Source organism: Thalassospira sp. ABL2_045 (assembly GCF_056161285.1).
Genome location: NZ_JBSWYV010000009.1, coordinates 173,585 through 187,023, shown reverse-complemented (window position 1 = coordinate 187,023; position 13,439 = coordinate 173,585). Strand labels below are relative to the sequence as shown.

11 protein-coding genes and 1 pseudogene are annotated in these 13,439 nt (G+C 56.6%); 9 read left to right on the top strand and 3 right to left on the bottom strand.

Translation table 11 applies throughout. The features are described from left to right. The first annotated feature begins 1 nt into the window (after position 1). The 6 genes and pseudogenes from ACXAIA_RS14145 to ACXAIA_RS14120 all read left to right on the top strand — a co-directional run bounded on the left by ACXAIA_RS14145 (position 2) and on the right by ACXAIA_RS14120 (position 7,512). Positions 2-2,710: a hybrid sensor histidine kinase/response regulator gene (locus ACXAIA_RS14145; protein ID WP_475349887.1), complete on the top strand. Its 2,709-nt coding sequence runs from the start codon at positions 2-4 to the stop codon at positions 2,708-2,710. Positions 2,711-2,727: 17 nt separating this feature from the next. Beyond that, positions 2,728-3,234: a chemotaxis protein CheW gene (locus ACXAIA_RS14140; protein ID WP_475344965.1), complete on the top strand. Its 507-nt coding sequence runs from the start codon at positions 2,728-2,730 to the stop codon at positions 3,232-3,234. Between the two features lie 82 nt (positions 3,235-3,316). Continuing rightward, a complete protein-coding gene (locus ACXAIA_RS14135; protein ID WP_167724902.1) occupies positions 3,317-3,682 on the top strand; it encodes a response regulator in 366 nt (121 codons plus the stop codon). A 70-nt stretch (positions 3,683-3,752) separates the two neighbouring features. Continuing rightward, positions 3,753-5,417 (top strand): chemotaxis protein CheB, encoded by a 1,665-nt coding sequence (locus tag ACXAIA_RS14130; protein ID WP_475349886.1) that lies wholly within the window; start codon positions 3,753-3,755, stop codon positions 5,415-5,417. A gap of 9 nt (positions 5,418-5,426) precedes the next feature. After that, positions 5,427-6,236, top strand: a pseudogene (locus ACXAIA_RS14125) (CheR family methyltransferase); the annotation flags it as partial. Positions 6,237-6,849: 613 nt separating this feature from the next. Further along, positions 6,850-7,512 (top strand): methyltransferase family protein, encoded by a 663-nt coding sequence (locus ACXAIA_RS14120; RefSeq protein WP_475349885.1) that lies wholly within the window; start codon positions 6,850-6,852, stop codon positions 7,510-7,512. A gap of 99 nt (positions 7,513-7,611) precedes the next feature. Here ACXAIA_RS14120 and ctrA read toward each other — a convergent pair whose 3' ends face one another. Further along, complete coding sequence (ctrA, locus tag ACXAIA_RS14115) at positions 7,612-8,307, bottom strand: response regulator transcription factor CtrA (protein WP_008891622.1); 696 nt, start codon at positions 8,305-8,307, stop codon at positions 7,612-7,614. A 408-nt stretch (positions 8,308-8,715) separates the two neighbouring features. On the opposite strand from ctrA, the gene fliI reads away from it, so the two are divergent. Both fliI and ACXAIA_RS14105 read left to right on the top strand, forming a co-directional pair. Further along, a complete protein-coding gene (gene fliI, locus ACXAIA_RS14110; protein ID WP_475349884.1) occupies positions 8,716-10,323 on the top strand; it encodes a flagellar protein export ATPase FliI in 1,608 nt (535 codons plus the stop codon). A gap of 23 nt (positions 10,324-10,346) precedes the next feature. Further along, positions 10,347-10,775 (top strand): hypothetical protein, encoded by a 429-nt coding sequence (locus ACXAIA_RS14105; protein WP_475349883.1) that lies wholly within the window; start codon positions 10,347-10,349, stop codon positions 10,773-10,775. Positions 10,776-10,786: 11 nt separating this feature from the next. On the opposite strand, the gene ACXAIA_RS14100 is transcribed toward ACXAIA_RS14105, so the two are convergent. Further along, entirely contained in the window at positions 10,787-11,266 is a 480-nt protein-coding gene (locus ACXAIA_RS14100) for a YbaK/EbsC family protein (protein ID WP_475349882.1), read from the bottom strand. Then, on the bottom strand, positions 11,266-12,000 hold the full coding sequence (locus ACXAIA_RS14095) for a TerC family protein (protein ID WP_475349881.1): 735 nt from the start codon (positions 11,998-12,000) through the stop codon (positions 11,266-11,268). The genes ACXAIA_RS14100 and ACXAIA_RS14095 overlap by 1 nt, the downstream gene beginning before the upstream one ends. A 192-nt stretch (positions 12,001-12,192) precedes the next feature. On the opposite strand from ACXAIA_RS14095, the gene ACXAIA_RS14090 reads away from it, so the two are divergent. After that, positions 12,193-13,434, top strand: coding sequence for an ABC transporter substrate-binding protein (locus tag ACXAIA_RS14090; protein WP_475349880.1), 1,242 nt, complete (start codon positions 12,193-12,195; stop codon positions 13,432-13,434). Positions 13,435-13,439: the final 5 nt, after the last annotated feature.

Sequence of the window (13,439 nt, the reverse complement as noted above, 5' to 3'; positions counted from 1 at the left end):
TATGGACGATCTTTTAAGTGAATTTCTGACCGAGACTTCGGAAAGTCTCTCGACGCTTGACGTCGAGCTGGTGAAGCTTGAACAGAACCCGAATGATCCGGACATCTTGTCCAACATTTTCCGCTTGGTTCACACCATTAAAGGGACGTGCGGCTTTCTTGGCCTGCCGCGCCTTGAGGCTGTTGCCCACGCTGGCGAGAACGTGCTCGGTAAAATCCGTGACGGCGAACTGGTCGTTACCGCAGATGCGGTGACACTGGTCCTTGAGTCGATTGACACGATTAAGTACCTGCTGGGCGAGCTCGAGCAGAACGAAGCCGAGCCGGACGGCAACGACGCCGAACTGATCGCGCGCCTGAACCACTTTGCAGATACCGGCGAAATTCCGGGCGCTGCGCCGGCTGCCGAAGCAGCGCCGGCCGCAGAAGAACCGGCGGCTGAAGAAGTCGAAATGACGGACGACGAAAAACTGCAGGCTGCTTTTGACGCCGCAGAATACGATCCGGACTTCGAGATCCCTGACGAACCGGCTGCTGCAGCCGAACCGGAACCGGAAGCCCCGGCAAAACCGGCGGCACCGCCCGCAGCTGCAAAATCCCAGGAAGTCGCACCGGCCAAAAAGCCTGCCGAAAAGGCCAAGGCCGAAGCCCCGCGCGGCGAGACAAAAGAAAGCTCTGTTGCAGCCCAGACCATTCGTGTGAATGTCGAGCTGCTTGAAAACCTGATGACGCTGGTTTCCGAGCTTGTCCTGACCCGTAACCAGCTCCTGCAGATGGTTCGCGGCAAGGATGACAGTGAATTCACCGTGCCGCTGCAGCGCCTGTCACACATCACCACCGACCTTCAGGAAGGTGTGATGAAGACCCGTATGCAGCCGATCGGCAACGCTTGGGCGAAACTGCCGCGTATTGTTCGCGACCTTGCCCTTGAAATGAACAAGAAGATCGATCTGCAGATGATCGGTGCCGACACCGAACTGGATCGCCAGGTTCTTGAGCTGATCAAGGATCCGCTGACCCACATGGTGCGTAACTCCGCCGACCATGGTCTGGAAGACATTCCGGGTCGTCGTGATGCAGGCAAGCCTGAAACCGGTACGGTTACGCTTAATGCGTATCACGAAGGTGGTCACATCATCATCGAGATTTCCGATGATGGTCGCGGTCTGAACCTTGAGCGCATCAAGGCCAAGGCGATTGCCAATGGCCTGACCACCGAGAGCGAACTGGAAGGCATGGCCGACCAGCAGATCCAGCAGTTCATCTTCAAAGCCGGCTTCTCGACGGCGGAAAAGGTGACCTCGGTTTCCGGTCGTGGTGTGGGTATGGACGTTGTGCGTACCAACATTGAAAAGATCGGCGGTACGGTTGAACTGAAATCGGTCGAAGGCCGTGGTTCGACCTTTATCATCAAGATCCCGCTGACCCTGGCCATCGTTTCGGCCCTGATCGTGGAAAGTGGCGGCGAACGCTTTGCCATTCCGCAGATCAGCGTTCTGGAACTTGTCCGTGCATCGAACAATTCCGAGCATTCCATCGAACGCATTCACGATACGCCGGTCCTGCGCCTGCGTAACCGTCTGCTGCCGCTGGTAACCCTCAAACGCATTCTTGGACTTGATAACAGCGATGCCACCGATGATTCGCTTGATGAAGAAGCATTCATCGTCGTCGCACAGGTCGGGACCTACTCGTTTGGTATCATTGTTGACCGCGTCTTCGACACCGAGGAAATCGTTGTCAAACCGGTGGCGCCGATCCTGCGCGATCTGTCGCTGTTCTCGGGCAACACCATCCTTGGCGATGGTAGCGTGATCATGATCCTTGATCCGAACGGAATTGCGACCCGCACCGGCGAAATCACCGTTGGTGGTTCGCAAGGCGTGGAAGGCAAGGCCAAGCAGGATGCATCGGATCGCGAAACCACCTCGATGCTGGTCTTCCGGGCCGGTGGTAACGAAGTGCGTGCGGTTCCGCTGGCACTGGTTGCCCGTCTTGAAGAGATCGATGTCGAGAATATCGAACATTCGAACGGCCGTCCGCTGGTCCAGTACCGCGGCAAGCTGATGCCTCTTGTCTTTATCGATGGCAGTTACCAGATGAAGGCAGAAGGACGTCAGCCGACCCTTGTGTTCCAGGATCGCGAACGCACCATGGGTCTGGTTGTTGACGAGATCGTCGATATTGTTGATGACGTGCTCAATGTTGAATTAACCGCCGATCAGGATGGTCTGGTTGGTTCGGCCGTGATTGACGGCAAGGCAACCGACCTTATTGACGCCGGTTACTATCTTGAGCTGGCGTTTAGCGACTGGTTCGGCAATGAGGAAAGCGGTGGCGAGAAAAAACGTGTTCTGTTGATCGATGACAGCCCGTTCTTCCGTAACCTGCTGACCCCGATGCTTTCGGTTGCGGGCTTCAATGTCACGGCTGTTGAAAACGCCGAACAGGCCATGGAACTTAAAAACCGTGGCAACCAGTTTGACGCAATCATCAGTGACATCGAAATGCCGGGCATGAACGGCTTCGAATTCGCCGAGGCCTTGCAGGATGATGCAGAGTGGGGCGAAATTCCGATTATTGCCCTGTCTTCGCACACCAGCGAGGAAGATTTCGAACGCGGTCGCCAGGTCGGTTTCAGCGACTATGTGGCCAAATTTGATCGTGATGCGCTTGTCTCGACCCTGATCCAGACACTGAGCAGCATGTAAGCGGGAGATAAAGTCCTATGAGCGATAAAAACGCACTCGTCCCGAGCCAGGAAAAAGGCGGCGCCCTTGAACTTGGTGGTGACAGCCAGGATTTCGTTACCGCGAATATTGGCAAGCAGCTTTTCGGTATCCCGGTCCTGACCGTTCAGGATGTTCTGGGTCCGCAACGCATCACCCGTATCCCGCTGTCTCCGCCCGAAGTGGCCGGTTCGCTGAACCTGCGCGGGCGTATTGTGACGGCGATTGATGTCCGTAAACGTCTTGGTCTGCGTGACAAGGAAGATGACGAACCGGGGATGAGCATCGTTGTCGATGAAGGCGGCGAGCTTTACAGCCTGATGGTTGATCAGGTTGGCGAGGTTCTCAGCGTTCCGAAAAAGGCGTTCGAACAGAACCCGGCAACGCTTGATCCGCGTTGGCGCGAATTCTCGGACGGTATTTTCCGTCTCGATAAAAAGCTTCTGGTGATTCTTGATGTGACCCGCCTGCTTGACTTCACCTCGTCCGTCAAGCAAGCCGGTTGAACTGAATTTCCATGCCGGGCGCGCAAGGCGCCCGGTTCCTGCCATTGTGGCTTAACGATCTAAGTAAGCGAGAAGGAAGTCGATGAAGAGTTGTCTCGTCGTCGATGATTCGAAAGTCATCCGAATGGTAGCACGCCGCATCCTCGAAGAAATGGGATTTGCGGTTGTGGAGGCAGTGGACGGTCAGGAGGCCATTGATCGGTGCCTTGAGTCCATGCCCGAGGCGGTCCTGCTCGACTGGAACATGCCAGTCAAAAGCGGGATTGAATTCCTGCGTGAGCTTCGCGCATCCCCAGGTGGCGATGATCCTGTCGTCGTGTTCTGTACAACTGAAAACGACCTTGAACACATTCAGGAAGCCATTACCGCTGGCGCGAACGAATACATCATGAAGCCGTTCGATAGCGAGATCATTCAGGCCAAGTTTGAACAGGTCGGCCTGATCTAGGTCGACTGGTCAACGCGAACCTGCACGCCTTTAATAACGGATCTCCTTAATCAAGCGGGGACGCTGCTACGTGGAAGAGACGCCTATCCATTCGCCATACAAAGTCCTGATCGTGGATGATTCCGCCATCGTGCGCGGACTTGTGACACGTATGATGGCCGAAGACGCGGAAATTGACGTCGTCGGATCGGTCAATAATGGCGAAGAAGCACTGGCAGTGATGGAAGGCGGCGGCATCGAAGTCGTCGTGCTCGACATCGAAATGCCGGTCATGGATGGTCTGACGGCCTTGCCGAAACTGTTGGAAATCGACCCAACCGTCCGCGTGATCATGGCCTCCACCCTTACCAAACGAAATGCCGATATCAGTTTCCAGGCGATGACACTGGGTGCGGTGGATTACATCCCCAAGCCAAGCTCGTCGAAGGATCTGAATGTTGGTGAAGGGTTCCGCGAGGAGCTTCTTGATAAGGTAAAAGCCTGGGCTGAGCAGCGTCGCAAGATGCTTGAGGTCGAAGAGGCTGCTGCCGCAGAGCGCGAACCAGCGCCAGAACCAGAATCGCCAGCAGAACCTGCTGCAAAACCGGCTTCGCCAGATGACGCGGCGGAAAGCTCTGAAGATGCGCCGTCCGATGGCAAGGCCGCGACATTCCGTGCTCAGATGTCGGTCGAACACCAGCAGCTTCAAAAGCAGGGCCGCATTCAGCGCAAGCGATTTACCGCCGAACTGCGCCCGCGTCCGATGCAGCAACACCGTCCTCAGCCGATGCAAATGCGTCAGACGCCTCATCCGCAGCAACCGGCACCAACCGCAAATCCGGCGGCCCCCGCGCCAGAAAGCGATGCACCAGCCGCAAAAGCCGCCACCGCACCGACGACCGCAAGCGGTCGGTCCGCGACGCCGTCACGCGATCCGGGGCGGCTTATTCGTGATGCTGCGATTGCCGCGGGTGGTCAGCCGAAAAATGCGCCGAAGATGGCAGCACGTCCTGCACCCGCTGCACCGGCCGCGCGATCCGCACCACCGCCCAAACGCCCGGCTGCACCCGCGCCGCAAAAAGGCGCACGTGCCCAGCAGGCCCGGTCAGGAAGCGCACCCGCCCCGGCAAAACGCCAGGCAGCGCCGCGTGGGGGGATTTCCTTGCTGCCGGAAAAGCGCGTGAATGTCGAAGCAATTGCCATCGGCAGCTCGACCGGTGGTCCGCAGGCGCTTTTTGAAGTGCTGCGTGGTCTCAATGGTGTGCGGCAGCCGATTTTCATCACCCAGCATATGCCCGCCACCTTCACCACCATTCTCGCCGAACATATTACGCGTCTGACCGGGCTGAAATGTCAGGAAGCGCAAAACAATATGCCAATTGTCGGTGGACAGGTTTACCTTGCGCCCGGTGATTACCACATGACCGTAGAAGGGCGCGGCGGCAGTCGCCATCTGATGTTGAACCAGAATCCGCCAGAAAACTTCTGCCGTCCATCGGTTGATCCGATGTTGCGCAGTCTGGTGGCGAGTTACGGAGGAAACATTCTGACTGCAATCCTTACCGGAATGGGGCAGGATGGTATGCTTGGCGGCCGCGATGTGGTCAATGCCGGGGGCATGGTTGTCGCGCAGGATGAGCAAAGCAGTGTTGTATGGGGGATGCCAGGTGCGGCAGCGCATGCCGGTATCTGTTCCGCGGTTCTGCCGGTTGGTGGCATTGCGGCCTATATCAAAAAATTTGCGGGGGGTCGTTAACCCACAATGATGAAGCCGGATGATTTCGAGTTTGTAAGCAGATTGATCAAGTCAAAGTCCGGGCTCGTTTTGAGCCAGGACAAGACTTATCTGCTCGAAAGCCGGCTGATGCCGATTGCGCGTAAGCGGGGTCTCAAGGACCTGACAGAGCTGATTGCAACGCTGCGCGGTGGCGACCGCAATCTGGTCGAAGAAGTCGTTGACGCAATGACGACCAATGAAAGCTTCTTCTTCCGCGATACCAAACCGTTTGATCAGTTCCGCCATGTGGTTCTGCCGCACATGATCAAGGCCCGTGCGCCGAAGAAACACCTGCGCATCTGGTGCGCTGCGGCCTCTTCGGGGCAGGAGCCCTATTCGCTCGCGATGATCCTGGATGAGTTCAAATCCCAGCTTGCCGGCTGGCGGATTGACATTATCGGTACCGATATTTCGCGTGAAATCCTCAATAAGGCGCGTGTCGGCCTTTATTCCCAGTTTGAAGTCCAAAGGGGCCTTCCGATCGGGCTTCTGGTCAAATACTTCCAGAAGAAGGAAGACCAGTGGCAGATCTCCTCAGATATCCGCTCCAAGGTTCAATACAAGGAATTCAACCTTCTGGAAGATTTCCGTCCGCTGGGGCAGTTTGACGTCGTTTATTGCCGGAACGTGCTGATTTATTTCGATCAACCGACCAAAAGCGATGTCCTGTCGCGTATTTCGGCCCTGATGCCAGATGATGGCTTCCTGTTCCTTGGCGGGGCAGAGACGGTTCTGGGGATTTCCGACAAATTCAAGCCGCTTGCGCGTCAACGTGGCATCTATCAGCTGAACCGTCCGGGCGCACCGGATGTTGACCTGACCGCGCTTGAAAAGGTTCAGGCAGGGGCGGCTGCCGGTGGTGCAGCGGGGGGCGCTGCCGCAGGTGGTCTGGCCTTCCCGAAACCCAAGCACATGCAAACCGGCGCAGGTGCATCAACCGGCACCACGGCCCGCCCGGCGACCGGAACAACTGGCCCGGCAACAACACGCCCTGGCAGTACGACAACCGGTACGCAGACGACCCAACGTCCGCTGGGCGGCACGTCATCGACCACCCGCCCGACGACTGGCACCGGCACGACAGGCAGTGCGTTCAGCAGACCGTCAGGTTCGACTGGTACAGGTTCGACCACGCGTCCGGGTTCCACAGGGACCACTGGTACGACGGGCACCACCGGGTCGACCTATCGCCGACCGCTTGGCACCGGAACCGGTGCAGGAGCCGGTGGTACGACAGGTGGTACGACACAACGGCCGGGGACAGGCAGTAGCAATACAAGCGGTTCCAGCGGAACCACGCGCCCGTCGACGACCTTTGATCGGTCCCGTTTCGGTAAGCCGGACGACAAGAAGTAGCTGACAGTTGGTTCTTTGCCGACTGTTCTGTTGACCAGAAAGTCGGGAAGGCCCAATGACCGCACATCCATCAAATTCCATTTCTGCACCGCGTCGCGACCTCAGCCGTGTTCAGCGTCGGCGCAAGCTTGCCATTGCCGGTATTGCCCTTGTGGTGCTGTGTGCGCTTCCGCTGATGCAATCGCTTGCCCGGGTGGAGATGTTTACCCATGAAGGTGTCGAGATCGGCGGGATCGTTCTGATCCTGATCGTCATTTTCGGGCGGGCCTGGTGCACGCTTTACATTGGTGGGCGCAAGGCCCGTCAATTGACCGATGTCGGGCCCTATTCGATCAGCCGAAACCCGCTTTATATGTTCAGCTTCATTGGGGCGACAGGCATCGGGGTGACAGGCATCGGGGCGCAAACCGGCAGTTTCCTGGTTGCAGCCCTGTTCGGGGTAGGGGCGCTGTGTGTTTTCTTGCCGGTGATCCTGCGCGAAGAACGTGCTTTGGCGGAATTGTTCGGAGCTTCGTTCTTGGAATACAAGGCGCGAGTGCCGCGTTTCGGGCCACGGTTTGGTAGCTGGCAGGATGCAGAAATCCTTGCAGTTCGCCCGCAGCTTCTGGTGCGGACCTTGCGCGACGGGTTGGTTTTTTTGCTGGTGATCCCGATCTTTGAGCTGATTGACCGGTTGCAGGTTAACGGGCTTATCGATCCGATGGTTTATTTGCCATAACCAGAAACGAAAAACGCCCCGGTGCAGTCCGGGGCGTTTTTCGTATAGCGGGCACTGAGGGAGCGGCGTCAGGCAGGCCTGAAACCGAAATCCCGAATGTCAGGCCGCAGCGCTGTTGGTGTCGGGATCGCGCAGGACATAGCCTCGACCCCAAACCGTATGGATATAGTTGTCGCCCTTGGTCGCAGACTGGATTTTCTTGCGCAGTTTGCAGACAAAGACGTCAATAATCTTGAGTTCCGGCTCGTCCATACCGCCATAAAGGTGGTTGAGGAACATTTCCTTGGTCAGTGTCGTGCCTTTGCGCAGCGACAGCAGTTCAAGGATGCCATATTCCTTGCCGGTCAGATGCAGCGGTTTGCCGTCAACATCGACGGTGCGTGCATCCAGATTGACATTAAGCTTGCCGGTCGAAATCATCGACTGGGCATGACCGCGCGAACGGCGAACGATTGCCTGTACGCGTGCCAGAAGCTCGGTCTTTTCGAAAGGCTTGGTCAGATAGTCATCTGCACCAAAGCCAAGGCCTTTGACCTTGTCTTCGGTTTCGGTCAGACCCGACAGGATCAGGACCGGTGTTTCAACGCGTGCGTCGCGCAAACGTCTCAAGACCTCATAGCCGTCAATGTCTGGCAGCATGAGATCCAGAAGAATGATGTCATAATCGTAAAGCTTGCCGATCTCGAGACCGTCTTCCCCAAGGTCGGTGGTGTCAATCACCATGCCTTCTGATTTCAGCATCAATTCGATGCTGTCAGCATAGGTGTTGTCATCCTCAACAAGCAGCACCCGCATGTTTCTGCTCCGTTACCGTGTTCCGCAATAAGTCCGTGTTGATCCGGTTAGTCGACAAGCGCCCCAACGATTGTCGCGTATTAGGAAATTTTTTCCCCATTCCGTTAACGATACGTTGCTTTGCGACTCGTGGCAAGCAGCCGAGTCGCAACTCGTTAACTTTTTTTCATCCAAAGAAGCGACTCGGGACCGGAACGCGAGTTTTCCCAACGGTTTGCGGCGTTAATCGCAAAAGCCTCATGCAACAAAAAAAAATCGGTTTTTGTCGTCTACACGGCTTTTTAATACCGGTTATGACAATATATTTGGTACGACGCGGTGCGATTTGCCACCCCTTTGAGGGGGCGATGGGGTAAATTTCCGTGTCAAAAGAGTTGTTTCCACCAATTTTGCTGAAAAGAACCGCCCGTGTTTCAGATTGGCCGCAACATTGTCGCAGAACTCCGCCGCATTCCCGACTATCGCGTGGTCGGGCGGGTGACGGCTGTTTTGGGGCTGCTGGTCGAGATCGGCGGGGTGGAAGGCGCGCTGTCGGTCGGCGACCGCTGCAAGGTCAAACGCCGCGATGGCAAACCTGTGATTTGCGAAGTTGTCGGGTTCCGCAATGAACGCGCACTTTTGATGCCGTTTGGCATTCTCGATGGCATCGGGATCGGCTGCGAGGTCGAGCTTGGCGATACCCAGCCACAGGTCTATCCCGATGAAAGCTGGCTTGGACGTGTGGTCAATGCCTTTGGCGAACCCGTTGACGGCAAGGGCCCGCTGACCGAGGGCAATCGACCCTATCCGATCCGCAACATGCCACCATCTGCGCACTCGCGGCAACGTGTTGCCGGCAAGATCGATCTTGGCATTCGTGCGATGAATACGTTTCTGACCTGTTGTCGCGGGCAACGTATGGGCATCTTTGCCGGGTCGGGTGTTGGTAAATCAAGTTTGCTGTCGATGATGACGCGCCACACGACTTCAGATGTGTCTGTGGTTGGTCTGATCGGCGAACGTGGCCGTGAAGCGCGCGAATTCATCGAGGATGATCTGGGCGAAGAAGGCCTGCGCCGGTCAGTTGTTGTCGTGGCCACCTCGGACGAGCCGCCTTTGATGCGCCGTCAGGCGGCCTATATGACCATGGCGCTGTCGGAATATTTCCGCGATGTCGGGCGCGATGTGCTGTGCATGATGGACTCAGTCACCCGTTTTGCCATGGCCCAGCGTGAAATCAGCCTTTCGGTCGGGGAGCCGCCCGCATCCAAGGGCTATACGCCGACCGTCTTTGCCGAATTGCCGCGCCTTCTTGAGCGTGCCGGGCCGGGTGGACCGGGGCAGGGATCGATCACCGGACTGTTCACGGTTCTCGTCGATGGTGATGATCACAACGAACCGATTTCTGATGCGGTGCGAGGTATTTTGGATGGCCACGTGGTGCTGGACCGCTCGATTGCCGAGCAGGGCCGCTATCCGGCGATCAATATCCTGCGCAGTGTGTCGCGTACCATGCCCGGCTGTAACAACGAGGAAGAAAACCAGATCGTTGCCCGCGCCCGGCAGTTGCTTGCGACCTATGACGACATGGCCGAACTGATCCGTTTGGGGGCATACCGCAAGGGTACCGATCCCAAAGTCGATGAAGCCATTCATTACTTCCCGCTGATCGAGGAATTCCTTAAGCAGCGCAAGACGGAATGCACGCGCCTGAATGAAGGCTATGTCGAACTGGCACGCCGGCTTGATCTCCTGGCCGAGCAACCCCAGGAGCAACAGGCCCCGGCCCAAGGCCAGCATGCTGCGCCGGCAGGACAGGCTGCGCAACAACCCGCTGCGGCCAGCCCGCAACAACCAGGGCCAGCGGCCGAAATGCCCGCAGCCCGTCCGGCGCCACCGCCTTCAACCGGGCCGAAGATCAATCGCGGCCCCAAGGTGCATAGTCGCTCGAAACGCGAGAACGGCAAGGATTTGAACGAAGCCAAGCGGGCATTGCGTCAGGATGGCAATGATGCACCCGGCGGGGCATCGGAATGATTGCGGACCCTAGGGGCTGACCCATGGCCAAGGATTTCAAAACACTGGTGCGCATGCGCAAATGGGCGCTTGATGACAAGCAGCGCGAGCTTGGCGAGATGCTGGGTGTTTTGGGCAATCTCGAAGCAGAAAAGGACGCGCTTGAGAAAGCGGTTCTGGCCGAACAAAAGGTTGCCGCCGAAAACCCGGAACTTGCCGGTTTTGCCTATGGCGGTTTTGCCAATGCCGTAATCGCCGAACGCGAAGCGATTGCGAAAATGATTGCCGAGCAGGAAGAAAAGATCGACGCCTTTCGCGAAGAAGTCGCCGATGCTTTCAAGGAATTCAAAACCGCCGAAATCGCCGAACGCAACCGGGTTGAGGCAGAGCGCGCCGAAGAAGAAAAGAAAGAACAGGACGAGCTTGATGAAATCGGCGCCCGGTCAGCCACGCGTGATGATGGGTTGGTCTGAGCCTCAGAGGCTCAGGCAGAAATCGCCACACCTGTTTCAACGGCGGTCGCGTCACGTAACTCATCTGGTGTTAGCGAGAAAACCGTACTTGGCGTGCCAGCCGCCAGCCAGACGGTTTTCTTGGCCAGCAGTTTTTCATCAATCAGCGTTTCAACCGCGTGGGCATGGCCAAAGGGCGGCACACCGCCAATGGCGTAGCCCGTATGTTCGCGGACCTCGGTCGCATCAGCCTTGCGGATCGATAATCCCAACAGGGCGCTTACCTTGTTGAGATCGACCTGATCAGCACCGTTCATGATGATCAGGATCGGGCGGGCCGCTTCGGTCATGAAGACCAGCAACTTGCCGATATCGCCGATGTCGCAGCCAATGGCGTTTGCCGCGTCCAATGCTGTGCGTGTGCCGGCGGGAAATTCAAATACCTCGACATGATCAAGCTTGTGCCTGGCAAAGGCATTTTGCAGGCACTGGGGTGGTGAAACCTTTTTCATCAGCCATTCTCTTGTGCGCGACGTTTGAGTTTGCGTTTGCGGTTCAAAAGATTAAGCGTTTCGACCGACAGGCTAAAGGCCATTGCGAAATAGATGTAGCCTTTCGCAACATGGATTTCGACCCCGTCGAGCAACAGAACAAAACCCACCAAAATCAAAAACGACAATGCCAGCATTTTGACAGAGGGGTTTCGTTCGACAAAGTCACCAATGGTTTTGGCAGCTGCCAGCATCACCAGAACGGAGGCAATCACCGCAATCACCATGATCGATATGTGATCAACGAGGCCAACCGCGGTGATAACGCTATCAAGCGAGAAGATGATATCAAGCAACATGATCTGTAAGATGGTCATGGCGAAACCCGACATGATTTTGCCCGGTCCGTGTTCTTCGGGTTCGTCAATGGTGTGATGGATTTCCTTGGATGCCTTGGCAATCAGAAACAACCCGCCAATAATCAGGATCAGATCACGTCCGCTGACTTCCTGCCCGAATGCTGAAAACAGCGGGGCGGTCAATTGCATGACCCATGCGATCCCGGCCAGAAGGGCCAGGCGCATCCCCATTGCGGCCAAAAGTCCGATGCGACGTGCCGAGGCTTGTTGTTCTTGCGGAAGTTTGGAGACGATCACCGACAGGAAAACGATGTTGTCGATACCCAAGACAATTTCCAATGCGGTCAGGGTCGCAAGCCCCATCCACATGTTCGGGTCACTCATCCATTCAAACATCGCAACCGTCCTTAACAGGCCAAAGGGGGCAGTAAATGATTGCAGATAAAGTGTGTTTGATCCGGTTCTAACGCAAGCGTGAATTGATTTTATGCGCTGTCTGTTGAAAAACTGATGGGTATAAAATCAAACAAGCAGTTGTGGCTGAGATTCAGGCAAGGCTGTGGTCATCAGGTAAAAGGATTGTCCGAGATGCGGTCAGGATTGCGCACTTTCGTTACTGGTTTGGCGTTGGCAACCGGCATTGCTGTGACATCACTGTCCGCCCCGGCAATGGCCGATCCGGCCCCGGATGTCGGCAATTGGCAATCGGTTCTTGATCAGGCGCGCGGGCAGACCGTGTATTGGCATGCCTGGGGCGGGGAGCCGCGCATCAACGATTATATTGCCTGGGCGGGTGAACAGGTCCGCGAACGTTATGGCGTGGAAGTCGTGCAGGTCAAACTGACCGATACCGCCGATGCGGTTACACGCGTGCTGTCGGAAAAGACAGCGGGCGTCGATGATGGCGGGGCGGTTGATATGATCTGGATTAACGGTGAAAACTTTGCCGCGATGAAGCGCAATGACCTTTTATTTGGTCCGTGGGCTGAACAGACACCGAATTTCGCCTATGTCGATGTCGAAGGCAAACCGACGGTGGTCAATGACTTCACCGTGCCGACCGACGGTCTTGAGGCCCCCTGGGGCATGGCGCAGGTCAGTTTCTATTACGATACGTACAAGCTTGATAGCGTTCCGAAATCAGCCCAGCAATTGCTGGAATGGCTGGTGAAACATCCGGGGCGGTTTACCTATCCGCAGCCGCCCAACTATATGGGGTCGACCTTCCTCAAACAGATCCTGACTGAACTGGTGGAAGATCCAAGCGTTTTGCAACAGCCTGCTGATGAAACGGATGCCCAGGCCACCCTTGCTCCGCTTTGGGGGTATCTCGAAGATTTGCAGCCACTGCTATGGCGCGATGGTCAGGCTTATCCGCAGAACGGGGCGTCGATGAGAACGCTTCTCGCCGATAACGAAGTCGATATCGCCTTTTCGTTCAGTTCTGGCGAGGTGTCATCTGCGATCGAGGCGTTCGAGCTTCCTGATACTGTGCGTTCCTACGTGTTTGAAAACGGCACACTTGGCAATACCAACTTTGTCGCCATTCCCTATAACGCATCGGCCAAGGCCGGCGCGGTTGTGCTCGCCGATTTCCTGATGTCGCCCGAGGCCCAACTGCGCAAGCAAGATCCGCAATATTGGGGCGCGGATACGGTTCTGGCGATGGATAAGTTGCCTGCCGATATGCAGGACGCCTTTGCCAATCTTGATCTTGGCATTGCATCGCTTGCCCCTTCCGAGCGCGGAAAGGTTCTGCCCGAACCGCATCCAAGCTGGATGTCGCTGGTCGAAACCGAATGGCAAAAACGTTACGGCGTTGTGCAATAATCGCG